Origin of the sequence: Lysobacter sp. BMK333-48F3 (assembly GCF_019733395.1) — a bacterium.
Lineage (GTDB): Bacteria > Pseudomonadota > Gammaproteobacteria > Xanthomonadales > Xanthomonadaceae > Lysobacter.
Map to the genome: position 1 here is coordinate 72,370 of NZ_JAIHOO010000001.1, position 24,660 is coordinate 97,029.

Consider the following 24,660-nt stretch of genomic DNA (forward strand, 5'->3'; position numbering starts at 1 on the left):
GGCGATGCTGGCATGATCGAACCGGCCGTCGCCGCAGGCGCGGCCGACGGACGCGGCGAACGGTTCGCCGGCGCAAGCACAAAGGACTCCAGGCGCATGTTGAGGAAACTGTTGGCGGAAGGCGTGGGCACGATGTGGCTGGTGCTCGGCGGCTGCGGCAGCGCGGTGCTGGCGCTGGGCTTTCCCGACGTGGGCATCGGCCTGCTCGGCGTGTCGCTGGCGTTCGGCTTGAGCGTGCTCACCGCCGCCTACGCGCTGGGCCCGATCTCCGGCGCCCACTTCAACCCGGCGGTCACCGTCGGCCTGACGGTCGCCGGACGCTTCCCGGCCAGACAGGCGCCGCTGTACGTACTGGCGCAGCTGCTCGGCGCCGTCGCCGGCGCGGCGCTGCTGTACCTGATCGCCAGCGGCAAGGTCGGCTTCGAGCTGGCCAACGGACTGGCGTCGAACGGTTATGCGGAACGTTCGCCGGGCGGCTATTCGATGCTCGCGGCGCTGGTGTGCGAGACGGCGATGACGGCGATGTTCCTGCTGATCATCCTCGGCGCCACCTCGGCGCGCGCGCCGGCCGGCTTCGCCCCGATCGCGATCGGCCTGGCCCTGACCCTGATCCACCTGGTCAGCATTCCGGTCACCAACACCTCGGTCAATCCGGCCCGCAGCACCGGCCCGGCCTTGCTGGTCGGCGGCTGGGCCCTGTCGCAGCTGTGGCTGTTCTGGCTCGCGCCCTCGCTGGGCGCGGTTCTGGCCGGCGGGTTGTGGCGCTATCTGGGCGCGGAAAACCGGTCCGCCGATCCGGCCTGAGGCCCGGGCCACGCCGCCGGCGCGGCCGATGGCGGCCAACAAAAAGCCCTCCATGCGGAGGGCTTTGTTTTGTTCCGAAGACCCGGCTGGCCGGGCTTTAGAACGGAATATCGTCGTCGGCGAAATCGTCGCCGAAGTCGTTCGACTTGGCCGGGGGCGCTTCGCGGCGCGGAGCGGATTCCTGACGGCCGCCGCCGTAGCCGCCACCACCACCACCACCACCACCGCCGCCGTACTGGCGCGCCGGGCGGTCGCCGCCGCCACCGCCACCACCGCCGCCGCCGCGGAACTCGCCGCGACCGCCGCCTTCGGAACGGCCGCCACCGCCGCCACCGCCTTCGCCGCCGCCGAGCATCTGCATCTCATCGGCGATGATGTCGGTGAAGTACTTCTCGACTCCGTCCTGGCCGGTGAACTTGTCGTAGCGGATCGAGCCTTCGATGTAGACCTGGCGGCCCTTGCGCAGATACTCGCCGGCGATCTCGCCGAGCTTGCCGAACAGCTTGACCCGGTGCCATTCGGTGCGTTCCTGGTTGTTGCCGTCGCGATCCTTGCGGACGCTGGTCGTCGCCAGGCTGATCGTGGTCACGGCCATGCCGCCCTGGGTGTATTTGGTCTCAGGATCGTTGCCGAGGTTGCCGACCAGGATGACCTTGTTGATGCCGCGTGCCATGGATTGCGTGTCCTTCTAGGTGCCGTGGGTACGGCTAGACGATGGATTATAGCCGCGGCCCAGTCCACCGGCGGCCGCCGCGCCCGGGGGTAGGACAGGTCCGAAACCGCCGTCGGGGCTTGCCGCGGGGGCCCGGCCAGCGTCCGGGACCGGCACGGCACCCGCCCGGCCCCCAACGGAGGCCCGCCCGGACCCCGATCGGCAGACCAGGGCGGGACCGGCCCGGCCCTGCGAACGGACCGCTGCCGCACTTTGCCGCAACCGGCCTGTCAAACGTGACGCAACCCTTATAATTTCGTTTCCTACGAGCCGACCTGCCCATGCCCTCCAGCGCCACGACCTTGTCCGCCGCCGACCTGGCGAGCATCCAATCCCTGGCCCGCGACGACATGGCCGCGGTCGATGCGCTGATCCGGCGCCGCCTGGCTTCCGATGTGGTGCTGATCAACCAGGTCGCCGAGTACATCGTCGGCGCCGGCGGCAAGCGCCTGCGGCCGATGCTGTTGCTGCTGGCGGCCGGCGCGCTGAACCACCGCGGCCCCGACGCCCACCAGCTGGCCGCGGTGGTCGAATTCATCCATACCGCGACCCTGCTCCACGACGACGTGGTCGACGAGTCCGACCTGCGCCGCGGGCGCAAGACCGCCAACGCCGTATGGGGCAACGCCGCCAGCGTGCTGGTCGGCGACTTCCTGTATTCGCGCAGTTTCCAGCTGATGGTCGAACTGGACCGGCTGGAGGTGATGAAGATCCTCGCCGACACCACCAACCAGATCGCCGAGGGCGAGGTGCTGCAGCTGCTGCACGTGCGCAACCCGGACACCGACGAGACCGCCTACCTGCGGGTGATCGAGCGCAAGACCGCGGTGCTGTTCGCCGCCGCGACCCGCCTGGGCGCGGTCCTGGCCGGCGCCCCGCCGAGCGTCCAGCAGCGCCTGCACGACTACGGCCTGGCCCTGGGCTATGCCTTCCAGATCGCCGACGACGTGCTCGACTACGCCTCGGACGCGCAGACCCTGGGCAAGAACCTCGGCGACGACCTGGCCGAGGGCAAGGCCACCCTGCCGCTGATCCACGCCATCGCCCACAGCGACGACGCCACCCGCGCGCGCCTGCGCGCCGCGGTCGAGCACGGCGACACCGACGCCATGCCCGAGGTGCTGGCCGCGATCCACGCCACCGGCGGCCTGGACTACAGCCGCAAGCGCGCCCGCGATTACGCCGATGCCGCCGAGGCGGCGCTGGACGCGATCGAGGACAACGACTACACCGCGGCGCTGCGCGGCCTGGCGCGGTACGCGGTGAGCCGGGATCACTGATCGGCGCAGACTGCTGCGCATCGATTCCTGTAGGAGCGGCGTCCCACGGGGATTTCCTGCGGTCATGAGCCGAGACAGCCGCAGCGGTGCGATACCACGCCGGTTTCCGAAGCCGATCTCACGTTCGGCGATCTGCGCGACGAACGGGTATCCGGGTTTTTGTGCGCCCGCTTGCGTGCACCGCTTCTGTGGTCGCGGCTCACGCCGCTCCTACAAGGGCGGCGCATCGCTTCTTGTAGGAGCGGCGTAAGCCGCGACAACCGCAGCGGTGCGATACCACGCCGGTTTCCGAAGCCGAGTTCGCGCTCGGCGCTCTGCACCGCGAACGGGTATTCGGGCTTTTTGTCAGTCCGCTTGCGTGCACCGCTTCTGTGGTCGCGGCTTACGCCGCTCCTACAAGGGCGGCGCATCGATTCCTGTAGGAGCGGCGTAAGCCGCGACCACAGAAGCGGTGCACGCAAGCGGACTGACAAAAAGCCCGAATACCCGTTCGTCGTGCAGATCACCGAGCGTGAGATCGGCTTCGGAAACCGGCGTGGTATTGCACCGCTGCGGCTGTCGCGGCTCACGCCGCTCCTACAGGAATCGATGCGCCGCCCTTGTAGGAGCGGCGTAAGCCGCGACCACAGAAGCGGTGCACGCAAGCGGGCGCACAAAAACCCGGATACCCGTTCGTCGCGCAGATCGCCGAACGTGAGATCGGCTTCGGAAACCGGCGTGGTATTGCACCGCTGCGGTTGTCGCGGCTTACGCCGCTCCTACAGGCGTTGCAGGCGGCTGCGCCGCGAGGGTGAGGCTTCGCGGTCGCGGCTCGCGCCGCTCCCACAGGCGTTGCAGGCGGCTGCGCCGCGAGGGTGTGGCTTCGCGGTCGCGGCTCGCGCCGCTCCTACCCTTTGGGGACGGAGCGGCGCCGAGCGGCTCAGCGCTTGCCGAAACGCTCGCCGAAGAAGGCGCGCATGGCGGCGAAGGAACGCTTGGCGGCGCGTTCGTCGTAGCGGCAGTTGTCGCCGGCCGGGTTGGCCGCGTCTTCGATCTGCGAGAAGCAGTGCACCGCGCCGCCGTAGTTGACCAACTGCCAGTCGGCGCCGGCCTCGTTCATTTCCTGCTCGAAGGCGACGATGTCGGCCTGCGGCACCGACTTGTCGGCAGCGCCGTTGAGCACCAGCACCGGGGTGTTCACCTTGACTCCGTTGCCGGGCAGATGCGATTTCAAGCCTCCATGGAAGCTGACCGCGCCGGCCAGGTTGGCGCCGGTGCGCGCCAGTTCCAGCACCGCCGAGCCGCCGAAGCAGAAGCCCAGCGCGCCGATCCGCTGCGCGTCCAGCGGCGCGGTCTTGGCCTGGCCTTCCAGGGCCGCGACCGCCGCGGCGACGCGCTTGCGCAGGGTGGTGCCGCCGTCGCTATAGACCTTGCCGACCGCCGCCTTGGCCTCGGTCTTGTCCTTGGGCCGTACGTCCTGGCCGTACACGTCGGCGATCAGGACCACGTAGTCGTCGCCGGCGATCTCGCCGGCCAGGCGGGTGGCATGGTCGGTCACGCCCATCCAGTTCGGCACCATTACCAGGCCGGGCCGCTTGATCGCGTTGACGTCGTCGTAGACCAGCGTCCCGCGAAAGCGCTCCTCGCCGACGCTCCATTCCACCGGCTGGGTCTTGATCGCCGCGAACGCGGGCGAGGCGCACAGCAGTAGCGACACAGCAGCGGCGAGACGGCGCATGGCGGAGCTCCGGCGGTTGGGATCGCGAGACTATCGCGTTTGGCGGACGGACGCTGTGATGGTTTTGGAGCGGGAACGAGCCATGGAAACAAGGGCCGCCGGCGCGGCGGACTGGCGCGGTCGTCCGTCGCCGTGTTCGCTCTCGGACCGATGCATGACTCGCCACTGCTCCGCGGATCGGGCGCACGGGCCGGGACGCGGGCCAGAGCCGGGCAGCTTCCTGCCCGTTGCTTGGTTCAGGCGATTCCCAGCCCCGCGATCGCGCTGATCGCTTCCGGGTCGAACCCGGCCAGTTCGGCGAAGTGGCGGCCGCGTGCGACGTAGTCCTTGTACGGGCCGTAGCTGGGCGCGCCCGGCGACAGCAGGATCACCCCGCCCTCGACACCGAGCGCGGCGCGGGCTTGCTGCATCGCCTCGCCCAGGTCGCGCGCCGCCGACAGGCGAACGTCGGACTGGGCCGCGATCGGCGCCAGCAGTTGGTGGATGCGCGGGCCGTTCTGGCCCATGGTCACGATCGCCACCGGCGCCTGCCGGCGCATCGCGTCGGCGAAAGCCTGCCAGTCCAGGCCGCGGTCGTGGCCGCCGACCAGCACCGCGATGCGGCGGCCGGCATAGACGTCGAGCGCGGCCAGGGTGGCGTGCGGGGTGGTGCTGATCGAATCGTTGACGTAATCGATGCCGTCCTTGCGCCCGATCGGCTGCAGCCGGTTCGGCAGCGGACGGAAGCTCGCCGCCGCCGGCGCCAACGGCGCGGCGTCCAGGCCCAGCGCCTCGATCGCGGTCAGCACCGCGCACAGGTTGCCGCGGTTGTGCCGGCCCGGCAGCGGCAGGCCGGCGGTGTCCATGATTTCGCGCTCGCCGCGCCACAGCGCGTCGCCGCGCAGGTGCCAGCCGCGCTCATCGCCGAACCAGCGCACTTCGCTGTCGGGCAGATGCAACCCGGCCAGCACCGCGTCGTTGGCGTTGAGCACGGCGATGCGCGGCTTGCCTTCGGTCAGCAGGCGCAGCTTGTCCTCGACGTAGCGCGCCTGCGAACCGTGCCAGTCCAGGTGTTCGGGGTACAGGTTCAAGGCCACCGCGACCTCCGGCCGGGCGCCGCTGACGCCGACGTCGCCGGTCTGGTAGCTGGACAGCTCGATCGCCCAGAACTCGGGCATCGGCTGCGGGTCCAGCGCCTCCAGCAGCGGCAGACCGATGTTGCCGGCCAGCGCGGTTCGGTGGCCGCCGGCGCGCAGCAGGTGCGCCAGCAGCGAGGTGGTGGTGCTCTTGCCCTTGGTGCCGGTCACGCAGACCGTGCGCAGGTCCGGATGCTCGCCGAACCACAGCGCGGTGCCGCCGAGAAAGCGCGTGCCCTGTTCGGCCGCGGCCTGGGCCTCGGCGCGATACGGGCTGATCCCCGGCGACTTGATCACGTACTCGAACGCCGCCAGGCGCTCGGCGCTGGCGGCGGTCTCGATCGCCAGCAGCGGGTCGCCGAGGCCGCGCGCTTCGGCGGCTTCCTCGACGCTGCAGAACAGGGTCAGCGCCAGCCGCGGCAGACGCGAGCGGATCGCCTGGTAGGCGGCACGGCCTTCGCGCCCCCAGCCCCACAGCGCGACCCGGCGGCCGTCAAGCTGCGAAATGCGCACGCAGGCGTTCCCACAGCGCGGCCGGGATGCGGTGCTGGACGTCGAGCGCCAGCAGCGACTCGATGCTCAGATCCTCGTCCTGCAACTGCGGCCGGATCTCGCGCGCGAAGCGCTCGACCAGGGCGTCCTCGCGCCACTGCGCCTGCTCGCTCAGCGCGGCCATCGCCGCGCGCGACTCGCGGCCTTCGCCGACGCATTCGAACGGCTTGTGGTCGCGGTACTCGAGCAGCGCGTCGTAGCCGCCGGTCTGGGCCGGGTCGTCGAGCAGATTGCGGCCGAAGATGCCGACCAGGCGCGGCTTGGTCATGAACGGCGCCAGCGCCAGGAACACGAAGTGGCATTTCGGGCACACGCCGCACCAGCGGCTGGCCGGACGCTCGCCGAGGATGTGGAAGTTGCGGTTGCAGCTGCTGAAATGGGCGTCGTAGCGGTCGCTGCGGGCGAACTGGCGCGCCACCGCGAGTTCGCTGAGCGGGCGCAGCAGCGAGTAATAGCGCAGGTCCGCGGCGACGTGGCGCTGCAGGTAGTCGCCGAAGGCCTGCTCGCAGGCCCAGCCCTTGGACCACTGGTGGTTCACTTCGCCGGTGCCCTCGATCAGGCTGCCGTAGCTGGCCGAGCGCTCGTTGGAGAACACCACCTGGTCGGCGCCGTGCAGCAGCGCGGCCAGGGCCATGATCGCCGAGTTCACCACGGTGACCGGGATATGGCCGTTGTAGGCGCCCTGGCGGTTGAGTTCGAACAGCTGCGGCGCCAGCGCGCGGCCGAGATTGAGGGTCGGCAGTTCGGTGCGCTGGGCGCAGGCGGCGATCAGCTGCGAGCCGCCGACCCAGGTCACGGTCTGCTCGACGCCGAGCCGGCGCAGGGCTTCGATGCTGACCAGCGAATCCTTGCCGCCGCCGATCGCGACCAGGGCGTGCTCGCGCAGGCCCAGCGCCGGCGCCTGCGGCTGCGCGTCGGCGCCGACCGGGAAGCGGATCTTGCCGTGCAGGTCCAGGCCGTTGCGGTAGGCGAACTCGCCCAAGCCGTTGACGTAGATCAGCTCCAGCAATTGCGCGGTGTCCGAGTCGATGGCGTAGCCGTCGATGCGGATCTCCGGCGGCACCGCCGCCTTGTAGTAGCTCACGCCGGCGATCAGGTGCAGCAGGCGCAGCATGCGCTCCACCGCCGTGCGGCGCGCATCGTCGAGGACGAAGGGCGCGCCGGGGACGGTGATGGTTTCGACCAGCTCCGCGCCGTCGTCGAAGGCGTAGACCAGTTCGGCCACGCCGGTGGCCGCGTCCAGGCCGCAGCGGACGAAACGGAAGGCGCGCACGGCGTCGCGTTGGAATTGATCGCTCACGGGTTCACTCTCGAATCGTATCGGACGCGCGCTGCGGTTTTTTCTTCGGCCTGGAGGTCATTCGACGACCTCCTCGACCGGCAGCGCGCGCAGGTTGTAGGTGTTGGCCATCGCCATGCCGTAGGCGCCGGCGTCGGCGACCAGGATCGTGTCGCCCTCGGCGGTCGCCGCCGGCAACAACCGGGCGCGGCCGAGCACGTCGCTGCTCTCGCACACCGGGCCGACCACGTCGAAGGTCGCGGTGTCGGCGTCGTCGTAGCGGCTGAGGTTGTGGATGCCGTGGTAGGCCTCGTACATCGCCGGCCGCATCAGCGCGTTCATGCCGGCGTCGCAGCCGACCCGGCGCACGCCGTCCTTCTCCACCACCTGGGTCGCGTGCAGCAGCAGCACGCCGCTTTCGGCGACCAGGTAGCGGCCCGGCTCGACGATCAGGCCGTAGCGCGGGTACGCGGCCTTGATCTCGGCCAGACCGGCGCGCCACTGGCCGAGGTCGAACTGCGGCGCTTCCGGGGTGTAGGCGACCGGCAGGCCGCCGCCGATGTCGATGGTCTCGACGGTGCCGACGCTGTCGGCCAGCCCGGCCAGGCTGGCGTAGACGCCGCGCCAGTGCTGCGGGTCGTCGATGCCGCTGCCCAGGTGCGCGTGCAGGCCGCTGATCCGCACGCCGAGCTTGCGCGCCTCCTCGACGAAGGCGTCGAAGCGCGCCAGCGGCAGGCCGAACTTGGCCGCGACGCCGCCGGTGCGGACCTTCTCGTGATGGCCCTCGCCGTGGCCCAGGTCCAGGCGCAGCCACAGGGTGCGGCCGCGGAAGGTCTCCGGCCAGCGCTGCAGGGCCTCGATGTTGTCCAGGGTGACGATCACCCCTCGCCGCAAGGCCTCTTCGTACTCGCGCCGCGGCGCGAAGCTGGGGGTGAACAGCACCCGCTCGGGCGCCATGTGCGGCAACGCCTCGAACACGCGCTCGATCTCGGCCAGCGACACGCACTCCAGGCCGAAGCCCTCGCCGACGATGGCCTTGAGCACCGCCGGATGCGAATTGGCCTTCATCGCGTAGAAGCAGCGGTCGATCGACTCGGTGCCGATCAGCGAACGCGCGCGTTCGCGCACCGTGGCCAGGTCGTAGACGTAGCGCGGCGTGCCGGCCTGGGCCAGCGCCAGCAGCCGCTCGCGCTTGCCCTGCCACCAGGCCGGCGCGCGCTGCGGCTTGCCGTGCGCGATCTCGCCCCAGCTCGGCCCGAACACGCTGTCGTCGCGCACCGGCATGGCGCCGCCGCGGATCAGTTCGTGGTGCAGATGCGGCAGCAGGCCGTCGGCGTCGGCTTCGTCGATGACGAAGGTCAGATTGAGGTCGTTCGACGACTGCGAGATCAGGTGCACGCGCTCGCGGCCGAACGCGGCCCAGATGTCGGACAGCCGGTGCAGCAGCGAACGCATGCCGCGGCCGACCAGGGTGATCGCCGCGCAGGGCGCGATCACCTTGACCCGGCAGACCTCGGCCAGGTCGGCCGACAGCGCTTCGAGCACGTTGCTGTTGACCAGGTTCTCGCTCGGGTCGAGCGAGACGGTGACGTTGGTTTCCGACGAGCCGATCAGGTCGATCGACAGGCCGTGGCGCTTGAAGCGCTCGAACACGTCGGCGAGGAAGCCGACCTGCTGCCACATGCCGATGCTTTCCATCGACACCAGGACGATGCCGTTGCGGCGGCTGATCGCCTTGACCCCCGGCACCGTCGCCGCGCTGGCGTCGATGCGGGTGCCCGGCAGGTCGAAGCGTTCGGTGTCGAGGATCGCCATCGGCACGCCGGCGTCGCGGCACGGCGCGATCGAACGCGGGTGCAGCACCTTGGCGCCGGTGGTGGCGATTTCCTGCGCTTCGGCGTAGTCCAGGCGCGCCAGCAGGCGCGCTTCCGGCACTTCGCGCGGGTTGGCGCTGAACATGCCCGGCACGTCGGTCCAGATCTCGACCCGCTGCGCCTTGAGCAGGGCGCCGAAATACGCCGCCGACGTGTCCGAACCGCCGCGGCCGAGGATCGCGGTGCCGCCGTCGCCGTGGCGGGCGATGAAGCCCTGGGTGATCAGCATCGCGGTCGGCTGGGCGCTGAAGCGCTCGACGAAACCGGGCTCGGCCTGGTGCCGGCAGTTCACCGACAACCGCTGCGCCCACTCGCTGGCGTTCGGCAGCGACACCGCATCCAGCCAGTCGCGCGCGTCGCTCCAGCCGAAATCGTGGCCCTGCGAGCGCAGGTAGGCCGCGCCCAGGGTCGACGACAGCAGCTCGCCCTGTCCCAGCACTTCGGCCTGCCAGTCCAGCGCGCGGCCGGCCGCGCGCGGATCGGTTTCCAGCGCAACCAGTTTCGTCAGGCGCTCGCCGAGCACCGCGTCCGGATCCAGGTCGAGTTCGGCGCAGAAGCTGCGATGGCGCTCGACCAGGCCGGCGAAACGCGCCGCCAGGCCCTCGTCGCTGCCGACCGGAGCGTAGGCGATCGCCTGCAGCTCGTTGGTGACGCCCGACAGCGCCGAGACCACCACCAAGACCCGGCGGCCGTCCTCGTGCAAGCGTTTCGAGGCCAGGCGTCCGATCGTGTCCCAACGGTTGCGGCGAGATACCGAAGTACCGCCGAACTTGAGCACCACCCAGCCTGTCTGTTGCGCCACCACTGTTTCCTCGGTTGTCGTTCCACTGATTCGGGCCCGGCACGCGCCGGGGCAGGTCGATCCGCCCGCCGCGGGCCATCGATGGCCGCGACGGGATTGCACACTTGCCGCTCGTGCGCGCCGGGCGTGCACCCGTCGGCGAGCGCCCTTAGAATCACGCGCTCGCCCGGGGGCCCGGGCACGAAGCGACGATTCTAGTCCAAACCTGCCCGCTCCCGAGCGCCGCCCCGCCCTCACCGACGCTGTTTTTTCCCCAGGCCCCGCCTTTCGCACACCCCCTGTGTACCGCCACCTGCACGGGCCCTACGGATCCCCTTTCGAAATGACGCAACGCCGCTATCTGCAACTGGACGTGTTCGCCGACCGGCCCGGCGCCGGCAACCCGCTGGCCGTGGTCCTCGACGCCGAGGGCCTGGACGACCGCGACATGCAGGCCATCGCCCGCTGGACCCGCCTGCCCGAGACCACCTTCGTGTTCCCGCCGACCCAGCCGGGCGCCAGCTACCGCATCCGCATGTTCAGCCCGCGCCGCGAAGTGCCGTTCGCCGGCCATCCCAGCGTCGGCACCGCCTGCGTGGTGCTGGAGGCCGGACTGGCCGCGCCGGTCGACGGCCGCCTGGTCCAGGAAGGCGTGGCCGGCCTGCTGCCGCTGGCGGTGAACGGCGACGGCGACGCCCGCACGATCGCGGTGCGCACGCCGCGCGCGCGGGTGGTCGAAGTCGCCGACGCGGCCGATCCGCGCCTGGCCGACACCTTGCGCGAGCTGCCGCTGGGCGCGCTGCCGCCGGCGCTGATGGACGGCGGCCGCCGCTGGTGGCTGGCCGAACTGCGCGACGAGGCCGCGCTGCGCGCCGCGACCCCGGACTGGACCGCGATCGGCCGCCTGGCCGAAGCCACCGAGAGCATGGGCCTGTGCGCCTTCGCCCGCGCCGACGCCGGCCGCGACTACGACCTGGTGGTGCGCGCCTTCGTCGGCGCCCCGGCGCAGTTCGAGGACGCCGCCTCCGGTGCCGCCAACGCCACCCTCGCCGCCTGGCTCAACCACAACGGCGCCCTGCCCGGCCGCGACGGCCGCTACACGGTCAGCCAGGGCCGCGAAGTCGGCTTCGACGCGCGCCTGCAATTGCGCGTGGACGGCGACGGCGAAGTCTGGTCCGGCGGCCGGGTCAGCAACGTGGTGCGCGGCCACATCGACTGGCGCTGAGCGGCGCGCGGGCCTCGACGCCAGGCCCGCGGCGCGCGCCAAAGTTACAAATAGAAACGCTACGAATAGAGACGCTACGAATAGAACGCTACGAATAGAAACGCCGGAACCTCGCGGTCCCGGCGTTCCACCGGCCCGGCATCGCTGCCGGGGTGGGCGGCGCCCCCGTTCCGCGCGCCGCCCCGGTCCGCAGGTTCAGTCCGGACGCACGTCCACCCGCACCCGCATGCGGTCGCCGGGGTGATGGTTGGTGCGGGTGTGGTAGGTCTTGCCGGCGTATTCGTAGGTCACGTCGTAGGCGCTGACCGAACGCTCGCCGCCGGAGTAGTAATTGCCGCCGGCCGGCTCCGGATCGCAGACCCGCACCGAGCCGGTGCGCGGCGCCTGGGTGCGCTTGCTCTGCTCGTAGATGCTGCGGCCGGCCATGCCGCCGACCATCGAGCCGATCGCCGACGTCGCGTAGCGCGCGCTGCCGCCGCCGACCTTGCTGCCGAGCACCGCGCCGACGATGCCGCCGACCACGGTCGCGGCGGTGCGTCCGCCCTCGGTGCCGGCGCTGCGGCGCTGGTTGCCGTAGGGGTCGTAGTACTCGTCGCGGCGGGTGTAGTCGTCGCCGTAGTAGGAATCGCCCTCGACATAGGTCGGGCGCTCGTAGCAACGCGTGCCGCTGGCCGGCTGCGAGCGGTAGTTGTCGAACACCGGATCGACCCGGATCACCCGCGCGTAATCGACCTGCGAAGCGTAGCCGGCGTTGTAGCCGTTGTTGTTGTCGGAATAGCCGTACGACTGCGCCGAGGCGACGCCGGTGGCGGCGGCCAAGGCCAGGCCCAGGACGGTGACGAGCGAGCGGTTCATGTGGACTCCCAGGCGCCGACAGGGCGCGCTGTGGATCGTCGGGCCCGGGCGGTCAACACCGGCTGAATGCGAGCGCCCGCCGGAGCCTGGCGACGGCGATATTTACCTCGCCGTTAGCCAGTCTGCGACTTCGGTCGCGATCGCGGCGGCGCCGCGGCCGAGCAAGGGGCCGACGTGCTCGGCCGAGGCCACGGTCCGATGCAGTGCCCCGACCGCAGCGGCGAACTCGGCCGACAGCGCCGGCGGCAGATCCTCGTCGGCGCTCGAACTCAGGCACAGCACCGGGCAGGCCGGCGCCGGCGCCTCGATGCCGGCGTGGGCGGCGCGCAGCACCGCGCCGGATTCGTCGCGCCAATGGCGGAAGGCATACAGCGCCGCGGCTTCGTCGGCTTCGCCCAGCGCGCGCCGGGTCGAGGACAGCCGCGCCTGGCCATGCCAGGCCACCCGCTCCGGCCAGTCGCGCGCCGGCAACCGCCGCGCCCACGGCGCCGGCGGCAGCGGGTTCACCAGCACCGCGGCATCGGCGCGCTCGGCCGCGGCCCAGGCCAGCAGGCCGCCGAGGCTGGCGCCGACCACCGCGCGCGGCCGCGGCAAGGCGTCCAGGGCCGCGCGCACCTGGCCCAGGTAGTCGGCCCATCCGGTGCCCTCCAGCCCGGCCGGCGCCGGCTGCAGGTCCGGCGCGGCGACGGCGAAGCCGCGCGCCTGGAGGACCGGCGCCCACAGGTTCCATTCCCAGCCGCCGCCGCCCGCGCCATGGATCAGCAGGACGTGGGTCAGCGGGACGTGGCGTGGCGGCGAGTGCGGAACGGTCGGCGGCATGGCGCCATTGTCGCCGCCTGTTGCGGCTCGGCCCAACGGCTCAGCTCAGCTGCGCTTCCAGGCTGATCGGCACCGCGCTCAGCGCCTTGGACACCGGGCAGTTGGCCTTGGCGTCCTCGGCGATGGCCTGGAACTTGGCCGCGTCGATGCCCGGCACGTCGGCGCTGACCTTGAGCCGGATCTGCGACAGGCTCGGCCCGCCTTCCATCGACAGGTCGACTTCGGCGCGGGTGTCCAGCCGCGCCGGCGGATGCCCGGCCTCGGTCAGCTTGGCCGACAGGGCCATGGTGAAGCAGCCGGCGTGGGCGGCGGCGATCAGCTCCTCCGGGTTGGTGCCCTTCTCCTCGCCGAAGCGGCTGTTGAAGGCGTAGCGGGTATCGCTCAGCACTCCGCTCTGCGGCGTGCTCAACCGACCCTGGCCGCTCTTGAGGTCGCCTTCCCAGTGCGCGGTGGCGTGACGCGAAATGCCCATGGTGCCGCTCCTTCGTTGAGGGGCGGACAGGGTAGCGGGTGGAACGTTACAAGCGAGCAAAGAGTGGAGAGAAGTGAGGAGTGAGCAGCGCCGCTTGCAGCGCTCGCCCCTCGCTTCTCCTCGCTCGTTCCTCTCCGCTCGTTCCTAGCCTTGCCGCGATGCAGCACGCCCAATCGCGACTCCGGGCGCCGTTCCGGGCTTGACCCGCCCTGCCACCTGCGGGAGTCTGTGATCCCGGCGCGCGCGCCGGCACCCGCCATGACCGCCCGCCGAGCGCCCACGCTCGGGCGCGCAGCGCGGACAGCCATGACGGCCTTCCCACCCTTGCCTCAGGGAGAAGTCCGCTCATGTCCTACAGCACAGAATCGATCCGCAACGTGGCCTTGGCAGGCCACCCCGGCGCCGGCAAAACCACCCTGTTCGAAGCCCTGCTGCAGGCCGGCGGCGCAGTCCAGACGGCAGGCAGCATCGAACGCGGCAGCACGGTGTCCGATTTCGACCCGATCGAAAAACAACGCGGCCATTCCATCGACGCGGCGATCGCCGGCATCGACCATTCGGACGCTTCCGGACGGCTTGTCCACGTCAACCTGATCGACACCCCCGGCTATCCCGATTTCCGCGGCCCCACCCTGTCGGCGCTGGCCGCGGTCGAAACCGCGGTGGTGATCGTCGACGCCGACCGCGGGGTCGAGTACGGCACCCGGCGGATGATGGAGCACGCCAAGACCCGGCGCCTGTGCCGGGCGATCGTGGTCAACAAGATCGACCACGAGAACGCCAGCGCCGCGCGCGTGCTCGACGACATCCGCGACAGCTTCGGCCCCGAATGCCTGCCGCTGAACCTGCCGGCCGACGGCGGCAGCCGGGTGGTCGACTGCTTCGGCAGCGCCGAGGGCGACAGCGACCTCGGCGCGGTCGCCGACTGGCACCAGAAGATCATCGACCAGGTTGTCGAGGTCAACGAAACGGTGATGGAGCATTACCTCGACCTCGGCGAGGGCGGCCTGTCCGGCGCCGAGCTGCACGACGCCTTCGAGCAATGCCTGCGCGAGGGCCACCTGGTGCCGGTGCTGTTCTGCTCGGCGCGCAGCGGGGTCGGGATCAAGGAACTGCTCGACGTCGCCGAGCGCCTGTTCCCGCATCCGGGCGAGGCCAACCCGCCGCCGTTCGTCAAAGGCGCCGGCGAGGACGCCCTGGCCATCGAGGCCCAGCCCGATCCCAAGGCGCACGTGATCGCCGACGTGTTCAAGATCGTCAACGACCCCTTCGTCGGCAAGCTCGGCGTGTTCCGGGTCTACCAGGGCACGGTGCGCAAGGACACCCAGTTGTTCGTCGACGACGGCAAGAAGCCGTTCAAGGTCGGCCATCTGTTCAAGCTCAAGGGCAAGGACCACGTCGAGGTCGAGCAGGCCATTCCCGGCGACATCGCCGCGGTGGCCAAGGTCGACGAGCTGCATTTCGACGCGGTGCTGCACGACAGCCACGACGAAGACCAGATCCACCTGGCGCCGCTGAATTTCCCCCGGCCGATGTTCGGCCTGGCGGTCGACGCGGCCAGCAAGGGCCAGGAGCAGAAGCTCGCCACCGCCCTGCACAAGCTGGCCGAGGAGGATCCCTGCTTCCAGGTCGAACGCGAGACCGAAACCAACGAGACCGTGATCCGCGGCCTGTCGGATCTGCACCTGCGGATCAACCTGGACCGGCTCAAGGACCGTTACGGGGTCGAAGTCAACTCGCGGCCGCCGCGCATCGCCTACCGCGAGACCGTCGCGGCCAAGGCCGAAGGCCACCACCGGCACAAGAAGCAGACCGGCGGCGCCGGCCAGTTCGGCGAGGTGTTCCTGCGCATCGAACCGTTGCCGCGCGGCGGCGGCTTCGAGTTCGTCGACGAGGTCAAGGGCGGCACCATTCCCGGCCAGTTCCTGCCGGCGGTGGAGAAAGGCGTGCGCCAGGTGCTGCACGACGGCGCGCTCGCCGGCTACCCGATCCAGGACGTGCGGGTGATCGTCTACGACGGCAAGTACCACAGCGTCGACAGCAAGGAAGTCGCCTTCATCGCCGCCGGCAAGAAAGCCTTCCTGGATGCGATCGGCAAGGCCCGGCCGCAGGTGCTGGAGCCGATCGTCGACCTGGAGGTCGCCGCGCCCGAGCAGCACATGGGCGACATCAGCGGCGGCCTGGCCAGCAAGCGCGCGCGGATCAACGGCACCGACAGCGTGCGCGGCGGCGAGATCGTGGTCCGTGCCCAGGTGCCGCTGTCGGAGCTGGAAGGCTACGCCGCCGAACTCAAGTCGGTGACCGCCGGCCGCGGCCGTTATTCGCTGGACTTCAGCCACTACGAGCCGGTGCCCGGCAACGTGCAGCAGAAGCTGGTCGAGGCCTACAAGCCGCGGCACGAAGAAGACTGAGCCGCGCCGGTCCGTTCGGCTGCGGTCCACGGCACCGCCGGCGCGCGCTGCGCCGGCGGTGCGCTGCGCAGGTCCGCCAAACCGGCCCGCATCGGCGCATTCGCCTGCCGTCGGGCGATGCGGTCGAGCGCGTCGGCGTGCGGCCCGGATTATGATGGCCGATCGGTTCACACCGAGCGCAAGCATGCGTTGTTCCATCTGCCGGGCCGGATCGCCCAGGAGTCGCCGATGCCTTCGTTTCGCATCCCATCGCTGTCGGTCGCGGCCGTGCTGGCCGCGCTCGCCTTGGCGCCGCCGCACCCGGCCGATGCGCGCAAGCCGGCGGCGTCCAAGCCGGCGGTGCAGAACCGCTGCGGCTGGTTCATCAATCCGACCCCGGGCAACGCCTGGCTGTACGACCGCGACGCCGAGTGGACCATCGGCCTGCAGGGCGGCCACCAGGCCGAAGGCGACTGGCCGGCGATCGCGCAGGACCAGTGGGTCGAAACCAACCGCCATTACGGTTATGGCTGCGCCTGCATGCGGGTGATCGCCGACGACCGGACCAAGGACGTGCAGCGCATCGTGTCCGCGCGCGGGCTCAAGCTCGAGCAGTGCCGGCGCGATCCGGCCCTGACCGAGCCGCTGCAAGAGTTGCGCGGCGAATGATGTCCGCCGCCCCGCCCACCGACCCGGAGCTGCACGAGATCGTCTCCGACGCCATGACCGCGGTGTCGAGCCCGACCGACCTGATCGTGGCGCTGATCGCGGTCGCCGCCGCGCTGACCGCCGGAGTGCTGGCCACGCGCTGGCTGCATCGCCGGCTCGGCCACCATCGCCGGGTGGCGTCGACCCTGACCGACTATCTGTGCACGCCGCTGCTGGCCACCCTGGCGCTGGCGGCGCTGCAGGGCATCGACAACCCCTTGATCGGCCTCAGCGCGACCTTGCTGGTGCTGTTCCTGGCGATCCGCGCGCTGGCCGCGTTGCTGGAACTGCTGTTCCGCCCGACCCTGCCGCTGCGGCTGATGCTGCGCCTGATCACCGTGGTCTCATGGCTGGCGGCGGTGTTCGCCCTGTTCGCCGACCGCAGCGCCACCATCGCCAAGATCTACGGCGCCAACGTCAAGTTCGGCGGCATCTCGCTGTCCAGCCAGGGCGTCCTCAGCGGCCTGGTGGTCGGCGTGGTGGTGGCGATCGTCGCCCTGTGGGGCGACAAGACCGTGGCCGCGCTGCTGCGCCGCAGCCGCACCCTGCAGCCGAATTTCGTCCTGGCGCTGTCGCGGATCTTCAGCGTCGCGATCTGGGTCGTCGCCACCGCGGTGATCTTCAGCGCCAGCGGCATCAACCTGACCGCGCTGGCGGCGTTCAGCGGCGCGCTCGGCATCGGCCTGGGCCTGGGCCTGCAGAAGCTGGCCGCCAGCTACATCAGCGGCCTGATCGTGCTGTTCGAGCAGTCGGTGCGGGTCGGCGACAACATCGCCAGCAACGGCGTCGTCGGCCGGGTCACCCGGATGACCGTGCGCTACACCATGATCCGCACCCGCGACGGAGTCGAGGCGATCGTGCCCAACGACAGCCTGACCGGCAACGTGATCGTCAACCAGTCCTGGTCCGACCGCAATCTGCGCCTGGTCTGCGGCGTGCTGGTCAAGGGCGATACCGACATCGGCCTGGCCCGCAACCTGTTCGTCGAGGCGATGCGGGCCCAGGAACGGGTGCTGGAACAGCCGCCGCCGCATATGTACATCACCGCGATCAACGACAAGGGCATCCAGCTCGACGGCCATTTCTGGATCAACGATCCCGAGAACGGCCAGCACAACGTCGCCTCGGACGTCTACGACGCGATGCTGGCCGGGTTCCGCCGCAACGGGGTGCAACTGGTCGCGCAGTGACGGCGACGAACGGCGCGCCGCGGCGCGTCCGCGGCGCTAGGATGGCGGCGTGACCGAGACCGCCCACCCGCGCTTTTTCTGGCAATTCCCGATGCGGCTGGTGCGCGAGGCGCGGCTGGCCGAGTTCCTGCCCGACGACGGCCGGCTGCGGATCCTGTTCCTGTGGGGCAAGGACTGCCCGAACTGCGACATCGCCAAGGGCCAGATGCTGCTGGCCCAGGACCGCTTCAGCTGGCCCGACGTGGAGTGGCTGCACGACAACGTCTACGAAGACCCGGGCATGGCCACGCGCTTCGGCCTGCACGGCATCCCGGCCTTCTTCGTGTTCCGCGGCGGCAAGAAACTCGGCCGTATCGGCCAATGGCCCGGCACCGAGGCCTTCGTCGCCGCGATCGAGAAACTGCGCCTGCCCGCGCCCAGCGCGGCCTGAACGCGGCCGCCGCAACAGTCCATCGCGCCGCGGCGCTTGGCGGCGGCGCGCGGCCGGGCGCAGACTGGCCCTCCGCTCGCAACCCCGCCGCCGCCATGTTCGACGCCGCCACCCTCGCCGCCTATCTGGTCGCCGCCGCCGTGCTGGTGTTGATCCCGGGGCCGGGCACGGCCTGGATCGTCGCCCAGAGCGCCGCCGGCGGCACCGCGCGCGGGGTGCAGGCCGCATTCGGCCTGGAGACGGCGACCCTGATCCATGCCCTGGCCGCCGGCCTGGGCCTGTCGGCCGTGCTGGCGACCTCGGCGCTGGCCTTCGAGGTGCTCAAGTACGCCGGCGCCACCTACCTGATCTGGCTCGGCATCAAGGCCTGGCGCAGCGGCGCGGCGAGCGCCGCCGAGCCGGCCGCCGCCGCGGCGCCGGTGTCGGCGCGCGGGGTGTATCTGCGCTCGGTCCTGACCGGAGTGCTGAACCCGAAGGTGGCGCTGTTCTTCCTCGCCTTCCTGCCCCAGTTCGTGCATCCCGAGCGCGGCATGGTCTGGCTGCAGTTCCTGATCCTGGGCGCGCTGCTGTCGATGATCGGCCTGCTCAACAGCCTGTTCCTCAGCTTCGCCGTCGGCCGCTTCGGCCGCCGTTTCGCCGGCCGCGGCGGGCGTTGGAAGGAGCGCCTGACCGGCAGCGTGTTCATCCTGCTCGGCCTGCGCCTGGCCGCGCAGCAGCGCGGCTGAGCCGCCGCGCGGCGCCGGCGCCGCGCAACCGCGCCTGTACGCCGGACGCGTCCGGCTTGAAGCGCGCCTTCGCGCCCATAGGTCGAGTAGTCACGACCTCAGTCACGGAGCGCCGCGCATGAAAACCCAGGGCTTTCTCGATCAGTTGCTCAAGACCGCGCAGAACAGCCTCGGCGGCGCCGGCGGCCTCGACGGCCTGCTCGGCGGCGGCAAGCCGCCGGCGCGCTACGAACAACGCAGCGAAGCCCGCGAAGACAAGCGCGGCCTGCTCAACACCGATTTCGGCAAGGGCGCCCTGACCGGCGGCGCGCTCGGCCTGCTGCTGGGACACAAGAAGCTGCGCAAGCACGCCGGCAAGATCGCCCTGTACGGCGGCGTCGCCGCGCTCGGCGTGCTGGCCTACAAGGCCTACGGCGACTACAAGCGCCAACAGGGCGAGACCGGGGTCGAGCCGCAGACCGTCGACCGCCTGCCGCCGCCGCTGGCCGAACAGCACAGCCAGGCCATCCTCAAGGCGCTGGTCGCCGCGTCCAAGGCCGACGGCCATATCGATGCGCGCGAACGCGAAGTCATCGAAGGCGAGTTCGTGCGCATCGACGGCGATCCGGAACTGCGCCGCTGGCTGCACGAGGAACTGGAAAAGCCGCTCGACCCGGCCGAAGTCGCGCGCGCCGCGAACGGGCCGGAAGTCGCCGCGGAAATGTACCTGGCCAGCCTGCTCGCCGCCGATGAGCAGAGCTTCATGGAACGCGCCTATCTCGACGAACTCGCGCGCCAGCTCAAGATCGACGATGCGCTGAAGGCGCGGCTGGAACAGCAGTTGCGCGACGCGCAGGGCTGAGGCGGGGCGGCGCCGGCTCGCAGGCTTGGCGTTACCGGCACGGGGTCATTCCGGCCCGGGCTCGTTTGACCCGGGTCACATCCTGGCGCGACATCGCCGCGTCCATACCGCCGATCGCGCCGCCGGTCGGCGTTCGCGCCCGGCCCGGCCGCGCAGCCGCTAGCATCGCTGCGCCGCCGGCCGGGCGGTTCGCTGCCGTGGAGTCTCGCCGATGCGTTTGCCGATGGGTTTGCCGATGGGTTTGCCGAAACGTTCGCTCGTCCCCGTCCTGCTCGCGCTGTGCTTCGTCGGCTGCTCCTGCCAACGCCAGGCCGACGACCGCGCCGCCGCGACCGCGACCGCGCCGGCCCAGCCGCGCGACGACGCTGCGGCGCGCGCGGCCGCCGAAGCGGCGCGGCGCGCGCAGGCGCAGAACCAGCAACGCGTCGACGCCATGACCGAGGCGGTCAACACCTTGCACCTGTACCTGCAGCAGCTCAGCAGCGGCAAGCGCGAGCTGGCCGAAAAGCACTGGGCTTACGAACGCCAGCCGCGCGGCAACGAGGAGGCCGGGCTGCGCCAGATCGAGCAGTTCAGCGCGATGCGGATCCAGAACGAAACGCCCGAGCCGCTGGACGAGGAAATCGTCCCCGAATCGCTGCAGATTCCGGTCGAGCTGCGGGTCAGCCTGCCCGGCGGCGAGAACCGCCGCTACACCGGCTGGTACCGGATGCGGCGCGATCCGGTCGACCGCAGCTGGAAACTCACAGCGACCTCGCTGAGCCTGGCCTTGCGCTGATCGGCCCGGGTTCGGCGCCGCGCGGCGGGCGCAGCGCCGCGGCTTTCGGCACAGCCCGTGCACGCAGGCGGGCTTATACACTGGTGGCCCTCGCGACGGCACGGCAATGGCCGTCGCTCCGCCTCCTGGACCCCGTCATGCGCCGTCATCGTTCCCGCGTTTCCGCTCTCGCCCTCGGCCTGGCCCTGGCCGGCGCCGTCCTGACCAGCGCCTGCGGCGACAAGACCGCCGCCGACGGCAGCGGCAGCGCGGACGGCTCGGCGGAGGCATTGCCGGCACCGGAAGGCGCCGGACGCGGCGGCGTGACCGGCATGCCGGCCACGCCGGGCCCGGGCCAGGTCGGGCCGCCGGCCGACGCCGCGGCGACGCCGCTGTACGACGAGAACGGCAATCCCCTGCCCGGCATCGAGGCGCCGGCCGAAGGCGTCGACGGCACCCTGCCGCTGCCGCCCGGCGGCAGCGCGGTCGCGGCCGAACCGGGCCCCGAAGACGCGCTCGCGGTGGTGCGCGACTACTACGCCGCGATCAACCAGGGCCAGTTCGACCAGGCCTATGCCTTGTGGTCCGACGGCGGCCGCGCCAGCGGCCAGAGCGCGCAGCAGTTCGCTGCCGGCTTCGCCGACACCACCGGCGTATCGGTGGAACTGCTGGCGCCCGGCCCGGTCGACGCCGGCGCCGGCCAGCGCCATATCGAGGTGCCGGTAGCGATCACCGCGACCCAGCGCGACGGCAGCCAGCGCAAGTACGTCGGCGCCTACGTCCTGCGCCGGACCGTGGTCGACGGCGCCAGCGACGAACAGCGCGCCTGGCGCATCGGCAGCGCCGACATCCGCGAGGTGCGCCCGTGATGCGGCGTTGGCTGGTGCCGTCGGTGGTGGCGGCCTTCGCGCTGGCGGCGATCGTCCTGCTGCTGGTCGCCTGCGGCCGCAACGATCCGCCGAACGCCGCGCCGGCCACGACGGCGACCGTGCCGGCGCCGATCGCCGCGCCGCCGACCGCCTCGCCGCCGACCGCCTCGGCCGAGCCGGCCGGAATCGACTACGTCCTGCCCGGCGCGCTGGCGCCCGACGTCGGCCCCGAACAGCTGCGCCGGTTGTTCGGCGCCGCCAACGTCAAGATCGACGACACGCTGCCCGGGCCGGAAGACGAATCCTTCCGCGGAGTGGTCCTGTTCGACGGCGATCCGACCCGGCGCGCAGTGCTGCATTACCAGGACGAAAAGAAGTTGCGCGGCCTGGCCGTGGTCGAAGTGCGCGAGCCGACCACCCGCTGGCGCCTGGACAACGGCGTCGCCATCGGCCAGTCGCTGGCCGAACTGGTGCGCCGCAACGGCAAGCCGATCCGCTTCAGCGGCCTGGACTGGGACTACGGCGGCACCGTCACCGACTGGAACGGCGGCAAGCTCGGCTCGGGCGAAGGCGATGCGGTGATGCGCCACGCGCGTCTGGATGTGCAACCGCAGCCTGGCCGCGACGACGGCGTCGGCGCGGTACCGACCGGCGACAGCGAATACGCCAGCGACGATCCCAAGTACCCGCGCCAGGGCGAGCTGCTGCGCGTGAGCGAAATCGGCGTGTCCTTCCCCGGCGAAGACGATCTGTGATCCGCCGCCGCGGCCTGCGCGCATGAGCGGTACCGCGCCGCGCATCGTCCTCGACAGCAACGTCTGCCTGGACCTGTTCGCGTTCAAGGACCCGGCCGTCGCGCCGCTGTTGCAGGCGCTGCGCGAGGGCACGATCCAGGCGGTCGCCGACCCGGCCTGCCGCGACGAATGGCTGCGGGTGATCGAGTACCCCAAGCTCGGTCTCGACGCCGCCGTGCGCGAGGCCTGCCGGCGCGATTACGACGCCTTGTTCGAGCCGTACACGGCCGATGCCGCGACACCCGCGGTCGCGCTGCCGCGCTGCGCCGATCCCGACGACCAGAAGTTCCTCGAACTGGCCCAGGCCGCGCAGGCGCGCTGGCTGCTCAGCCGCGACCACGCCCTGTTGGTGCTGGGCCGGCGCACCGCCCGCGCCGGCCTGTTCGAGATCCTGACTCCGCGCGCCTGGGTCGCCCTGCAGGCGCTGCGCGCCGCCGCGCCCTGAAGCTCGCGTCGGCTGCCCTCGCGGCCCGTGCCATACTCGGCCCATGCAAGGCGTGCCCGCCCACTTCGTCGACGCCCAGGACGCGGCCGAATTCCGCCAGCCGGCGCACCGTGCCGGAATCGAGCTGTATCGCGCCCACATCGTCCGCCACGCGTTCGAGCCGCACACCCACGAAGCCTACGGCCTGGGCGCGATCGAATCCGGAGTCGAACGCTTCCGCTACCGCGGCAGCGACCACCTGGCGCCGCCGGATTCGCTGGTGCTGATGAATCCCGACGTGCTGCACACCGGCCGCGCCGAGACCGAAGGCGGCTGGCGTTACCGCATGGTCTATGTCGACCCGGAGGTCGCCGAGGAGATCACCGGCGAACGCGGCTGGTGGTTCGAGCAGGCGGTGCGCCACGATCCGGCGCGCGCGCAACGCATCACCGCGCGCCTGGACGCGCTGTGGCTGACGCGCGACGAGCTGGATTTCGACAGCCAGTTGTTCGCCCTGCTGGCCGAGTTCCGCGACCACGCCCGCGTCGTCCGGCCGCTGCGCGAACAGGCGCCGGTGCGCTTCGCGCCGGTGATCGAGTATCTGCACGCGCATCTGGCCGAGCGCATCGGCCTGGAACAGCTGGCCGCGGTCGCCGGGCTGAGCCCGTTCCATTTCCTGCGCCAGTTCCGCCGCCAGTACCACGTCACCCCGCAGCAGATGCTGATGGCCTTGCGCCTGTACCGGGCCAAGCGCCTGCTCGCCGCGGGCGCGGCGCCGGCCCAGGTCGCGCTCGACAGCGGCCTGGCCGACCAGGCCCACCTGACCCGCGCCTTCTCGCGCCGCTACGGCATCACCCCGGCGCGCTACCAGCGCCAGATCCTCGCCGGCCGCCGCCCCGGCTGAGCCGCACCGGGGCGGGCGCAATCTGAGACAAGACCGGCGCCGGCCGCCTCGGCCAGGCTGGGCGCATGTTGCTCGGAACCCTCTACGCGCTCGCCGCTGGCCTGATCTGGGGCCTGGTCTTCGTCGGACCGCTGTTGCTGCCGGAGTATTCGCCGGCGCTGCAGTCCTTCGGCCGCTACCTCGCCTTCGGCCTGATCGCCCTGCCGCTGGCCTGGATGGACCGCGGCGCGCTGCGCCAGTTGCGCCGCCAAGACTGGCTCGAGGCGCTCAAGCTGGTCGCGATCGGCAACCTGCTCTATTACCTGTTCCTGGCCAGCGCGATCCAGCGCGCCGGCGGCCCCTTGCCGACCATGATCATCGGCACCTTGCCGGTGGTGATCGCGGTCTGCGCCAACCTGCGCAACGCGCGCCGCGACGGCCGCCTGCCCTGGCTGCGCCTGCTGCCCTCGCTGTCGCTGATCGCGCTCGGCATCGCCTGCGTCAACCGCGCCGAGCTGCAGGCCTTGCGCGCCGATCCGCAGGCCGACCTGCACCGCTATGCCTTGGGCGGCCTGCTCGCGGTGGGCGCGGTGGTGTGCTGGACCTGGTACCCGCTGCGCAACGCCGACTGGTTGCGCGCGCATCCCGATCGCAGCCCGCGCAGTTGGGCCACCGCCCAGGGCGTGGCGACCCTGCCGCTGGCGTTGTGCGGCTACGCCGCGCTATGGCTGTGGATGAGCGCGCGCGGCGACGATTTCGCCATGCCGTTCGGGCCGCGGCCGCTGTTCTTCGTCGGCCTGATGGCGGCGATCGGTCTGCTCGCGTCCTGGGTCGGCACCCTGTGCTGGAACGAAGCCAGCCAACGCCTGCCGACCGCGCTCGCCGGCCAGTTGATCGTGTTCGAGACCCTGGCCGCGCTGAGCTATGCCTTCGCGCTGCGCCAGCAATGGCCGCCGCCGCTGACCCTGTTCGGCATCGCCCTGCTGATCGCCGGCGTGGTCTGGGCGTTGCGGATCAAGCCGGTCGCCGCGACTCAGACCGCCGTCGCGAACTGAGCGCGACCGGCGCCGGAGATACGCTCAAGCGCGGCATTCCTGCGGCGTTATGCCGCAGCCGAGCCGCGGCGGGCGCTGCCTAAGCTGGCCGCCCCGCGTCTGTCGGAAT

23 protein-coding genes are annotated in these 24,660 nt (G+C 71.3%); 15 read left to right on the forward strand and 8 right to left on the reverse strand.

Annotated features, from left to right (window positions below):
* The first annotated feature begins 96 nt into the window (after window positions 1–96).
* Entirely contained in the window at window positions 97–804 is a 708-nt protein-coding gene (gene aqpZ / locus K4L06_RS00090) for an aquaporin Z (RefSeq protein ID WP_221669448.1), read from the forward strand.
* Window positions 805–901: 97 nt separating this feature from the next.
* On the opposite strand, the gene ssb is transcribed toward aqpZ, so the two are convergent.
* Complete coding sequence (ssb, locus tag K4L06_RS00095) at window positions 902–1,477, reverse strand: single-stranded DNA-binding protein (protein WP_221669449.1); 576 nt, start codon at window positions 1,475–1,477, stop codon at window positions 902–904.
* Window positions 1,478–1,797: 320 nt separating this feature from the next.
* Here ssb and K4L06_RS00100 point away from each other — a divergent pair, with 320 nt between their 5' ends.
* Complete coding sequence (locus tag K4L06_RS00100) at window positions 1,798–2,796, forward strand: polyprenyl synthetase family protein (protein ID WP_221669450.1); 999 nt, start codon at window positions 1,798–1,800, stop codon at window positions 2,794–2,796.
* A gap of 919 nt (window positions 2,797–3,715) precedes the next feature.
* On the opposite strand, the gene K4L06_RS00105 is transcribed toward K4L06_RS00100, so the two are convergent.
* From K4L06_RS00105 to K4L06_RS00120, 4 genes are all read right to left on the reverse strand, one after another.
* Complete coding sequence (locus tag K4L06_RS00105; RefSeq protein WP_221669451.1) at window positions 3,716–4,513, reverse strand: dienelactone hydrolase family protein; 798 nt, start codon at window positions 4,511–4,513, stop codon at window positions 3,716–3,718.
* Window positions 4,514–4,749: 236 nt separating this feature from the next.
* Window positions 4,750–6,141 (reverse strand): UDP-N-acetylmuramoyl-L-alanine--D-glutamate ligase, encoded by a 1,392-nt coding sequence (gene murD, locus K4L06_RS00110; protein WP_221669452.1) that lies wholly within the window; start codon window positions 6,139–6,141, stop codon window positions 4,750–4,752.
* Window positions 6,122–7,453, reverse strand: a complete 1,332-nt coding sequence (gene murL, locus K4L06_RS00115; protein WP_221673468.1) for a UDP-N-acetyl-alpha-D-muramoyl-L-alanyl-L-glutamate epimerase — start codon at window positions 7,451–7,453, stop codon at window positions 6,122–6,124. Before murL ends, murD begins: the two co-directional genes overlap by 20 nt.
* Window positions 7,454–7,537: 84 nt before the next feature.
* On the reverse strand, window positions 7,538–10,135 hold the full coding sequence (locus K4L06_RS00120) for a bifunctional aspartate kinase/diaminopimelate decarboxylase (RefSeq protein ID WP_343225707.1): 2,598 nt from the start codon (window positions 10,133–10,135) through the stop codon (window positions 7,538–7,540).
* A 322-nt stretch (window positions 10,136–10,457) separates the two neighbouring features.
* Here K4L06_RS00120 and K4L06_RS00125 point away from each other — a divergent pair, with 322 nt between their 5' ends.
* The gene (locus K4L06_RS00125; RefSeq protein ID WP_221669454.1) at window positions 10,458–11,339 is read left to right on the forward strand and encodes a PhzF family phenazine biosynthesis protein; all 882 of its coding nucleotides are present in this window, start codon (window positions 10,458–10,460) and stop codon (window positions 11,337–11,339) included.
* A gap of 195 nt (window positions 11,340–11,534) precedes the next feature.
* Here K4L06_RS00125 and K4L06_RS00130 read toward each other — a convergent pair whose 3' ends face one another.
* The 3 genes from K4L06_RS00130 to K4L06_RS00140 all read right to left on the reverse strand — a co-directional run bounded on the left by K4L06_RS00130 (window position 11,535) and on the right by K4L06_RS00140 (window position 13,485).
* A complete protein-coding gene (locus K4L06_RS00130) occupies window positions 11,535–12,194 on the reverse strand; it encodes a hypothetical protein (RefSeq protein ID WP_221669455.1) in 660 nt (219 codons plus the stop codon).
* 102 nt (window positions 12,195–12,296) lie between these two features.
* Window positions 12,297–13,013, reverse strand: a complete 717-nt coding sequence (locus tag K4L06_RS00135; protein WP_221669456.1) for an alpha/beta fold hydrolase — start codon at window positions 13,011–13,013, stop codon at window positions 12,297–12,299.
* 40 nt (window positions 13,014–13,053) lie between these two features.
* Window positions 13,054–13,485: an OsmC family protein gene (locus tag K4L06_RS00140; RefSeq protein WP_221669457.1), complete on the reverse strand. Its 432-nt coding sequence runs from the start codon at window positions 13,483–13,485 to the stop codon at window positions 13,054–13,056.
* Window positions 13,486–13,832: 347 nt separating this feature from the next.
* On the opposite strand from K4L06_RS00140, the gene fusA reads away from it, so the two are divergent.
* The 12 genes from fusA (at window position 13,833) to K4L06_RS00200 (ending at window position 24,551) form a co-directional block, all read left to right on the forward strand.
* Window positions 13,833–15,896 (forward strand): elongation factor G, encoded by a 2,064-nt coding sequence (gene fusA, locus K4L06_RS00145; RefSeq protein WP_221669458.1) that lies wholly within the window; start codon window positions 13,833–13,835, stop codon window positions 15,894–15,896.
* A 228-nt stretch (window positions 15,897–16,124) separates the two neighbouring features.
* A complete protein-coding gene (locus tag K4L06_RS00150; protein WP_221669459.1) occupies window positions 16,125–16,544 on the forward strand; it encodes a DUF4087 domain-containing protein in 420 nt (139 codons plus the stop codon).
* Window positions 16,541–17,773, forward strand: a complete 1,233-nt coding sequence (locus tag K4L06_RS00155; protein ID WP_221669460.1) for a mechanosensitive ion channel domain-containing protein — start codon at window positions 16,541–16,543, stop codon at window positions 17,771–17,773. The genes K4L06_RS00150 and K4L06_RS00155 overlap by 4 nt, the downstream gene beginning before the upstream one ends.
* Before the next feature lie 49 nt (window positions 17,774–17,822).
* On the forward strand, window positions 17,823–18,203 hold the full coding sequence (locus K4L06_RS00160; RefSeq protein WP_221669461.1) for a thioredoxin family protein: 381 nt from the start codon (window positions 17,823–17,825) through the stop codon (window positions 18,201–18,203).
* A 95-nt stretch (window positions 18,204–18,298) separates the two neighbouring features.
* Window positions 18,299–18,928, forward strand: a complete 630-nt coding sequence (locus K4L06_RS00165; RefSeq protein WP_221669462.1) for a LysE family translocator — start codon at window positions 18,299–18,301, stop codon at window positions 18,926–18,928.
* A 118-nt stretch (window positions 18,929–19,046) separates the two neighbouring features.
* The gene (locus K4L06_RS00170; protein WP_221669463.1) at window positions 19,047–19,769 is read left to right on the forward strand and encodes a tellurite resistance TerB family protein; all 723 of its coding nucleotides are present in this window, start codon (window positions 19,047–19,049) and stop codon (window positions 19,767–19,769) included.
* 235 nt (window positions 19,770–20,004) lie between these two features.
* Window positions 20,005–20,547, forward strand: coding sequence for a hypothetical protein (locus K4L06_RS00175; protein WP_221669464.1), 543 nt, complete (start codon window positions 20,005–20,007; stop codon window positions 20,545–20,547).
* Window positions 20,548–20,684: 137 nt separating this feature from the next.
* Window positions 20,685–21,395, forward strand: coding sequence for a hypothetical protein (locus K4L06_RS00180; protein WP_221669465.1), 711 nt, complete (start codon window positions 20,685–20,687; stop codon window positions 21,393–21,395).
* Window positions 21,395–22,150, forward strand: a complete 756-nt coding sequence (locus K4L06_RS00185; protein WP_221669466.1) for a hypothetical protein — start codon at window positions 21,395–21,397, stop codon at window positions 22,148–22,150. Before K4L06_RS00180 ends, K4L06_RS00185 begins: the two co-directional genes overlap by 1 nt.
* Before the next feature lie 22 nt (window positions 22,151–22,172).
* Complete coding sequence (locus K4L06_RS00190) at window positions 22,173–22,634, forward strand: putative toxin-antitoxin system toxin component, PIN family (RefSeq protein ID WP_221669467.1); 462 nt, start codon at window positions 22,173–22,175, stop codon at window positions 22,632–22,634.
* Between the two features lie 43 nt (window positions 22,635–22,677).
* A complete protein-coding gene (locus K4L06_RS00195) occupies window positions 22,678–23,517 on the forward strand; it encodes an AraC family transcriptional regulator (RefSeq protein ID WP_221669468.1) in 840 nt (279 codons plus the stop codon).
* A 65-nt stretch (window positions 23,518–23,582) separates the two neighbouring features.
* Window positions 23,583–24,551, forward strand: coding sequence for a DMT family transporter (locus tag K4L06_RS00200; protein ID WP_221669469.1), 969 nt, complete (start codon window positions 23,583–23,585; stop codon window positions 24,549–24,551).
* The last annotated feature ends 109 nt before the right edge of the window (window positions 24,552–24,660 follow it).

Bases quoted from the DNA above. Each gene is read 5' to 3' on its own strand.
- aqpZ (WP_221669448.1), top strand. From the start codon at position 97: ATGTTGAGGAAACTGTTGGCGGAAGGCGTGGGCACGATGTGGCTGGTG.
- ssb (WP_221669449.1), bottom strand. From the start codon at position 1,477: ATGGCACGCGGCATCAACAAGGTCATCCTGGTCGGCAACCTCGGCAAC.
- K4L06_RS00100 (WP_221669450.1), top strand. From the start codon at position 1,798: ATGCCCTCCAGCGCCACGACCTTGTCCGCCGCCGACCTGGCGAGCATC.
- K4L06_RS00105 (WP_221669451.1), bottom strand. From the start codon at position 4,513: ATGCGCCGTCTCGCCGCTGCTGTGTCGCTACTGCTGTGCGCCTCGCCC.
- K4L06_RS00125 (WP_221669454.1), top strand. From the start codon at position 10,458: ATGACGCAACGCCGCTATCTGCAACTGGACGTGTTCGCCGACCGGCCC.
- K4L06_RS00130 (WP_221669455.1), bottom strand. From the start codon at position 12,194: ATGAACCGCTCGCTCGTCACCGTCCTGGGCCTGGCCTTGGCCGCCGCC.
- K4L06_RS00135 (WP_221669456.1), bottom strand. From the start codon at position 13,013: ATGCCGCCGACCGTTCCGCACTCGCCGCCACGCCACGTCCCGCTGACC.
- K4L06_RS00140 (WP_221669457.1), bottom strand. From the start codon at position 13,485: ATGGGCATTTCGCGTCACGCCACCGCGCACTGGGAAGGCGACCTCAAG.
- fusA (WP_221669458.1), top strand. From the start codon at position 13,833: ATGTCCTACAGCACAGAATCGATCCGCAACGTGGCCTTGGCAGGCCAC.
- K4L06_RS00150 (WP_221669459.1), top strand. From the start codon at position 16,125: ATGCCTTCGTTTCGCATCCCATCGCTGTCGGTCGCGGCCGTGCTGGCC.
- K4L06_RS00155 (WP_221669460.1), top strand. From the start codon at position 16,541: ATGATGTCCGCCGCCCCGCCCACCGACCCGGAGCTGCACGAGATCGTC.
- K4L06_RS00165 (WP_221669462.1), top strand. From the start codon at position 18,299: ATGTTCGACGCCGCCACCCTCGCCGCCTATCTGGTCGCCGCCGCCGTG.
- K4L06_RS00170 (WP_221669463.1), top strand. From the start codon at position 19,047: ATGAAAACCCAGGGCTTTCTCGATCAGTTGCTCAAGACCGCGCAGAAC.
- K4L06_RS00175 (WP_221669464.1), top strand. From the start codon at position 20,005: ATGGGTTTGCCGAAACGTTCGCTCGTCCCCGTCCTGCTCGCGCTGTGC.
- K4L06_RS00180 (WP_221669465.1), top strand. From the start codon at position 20,685: ATGCGCCGTCATCGTTCCCGCGTTTCCGCTCTCGCCCTCGGCCTGGCC.
- K4L06_RS00185 (WP_221669466.1), top strand. From the start codon at position 21,395: ATGCGGCGTTGGCTGGTGCCGTCGGTGGTGGCGGCCTTCGCGCTGGCG.
- K4L06_RS00190 (WP_221669467.1), top strand. From the start codon at position 22,173: ATGAGCGGTACCGCGCCGCGCATCGTCCTCGACAGCAACGTCTGCCTG.
- K4L06_RS00195 (WP_221669468.1), top strand. From the start codon at position 22,678: ATGCAAGGCGTGCCCGCCCACTTCGTCGACGCCCAGGACGCGGCCGAA.
- K4L06_RS00200 (WP_221669469.1), top strand. From the start codon at position 23,583: ATGTTGCTCGGAACCCTCTACGCGCTCGCCGCTGGCCTGATCTGGGGC.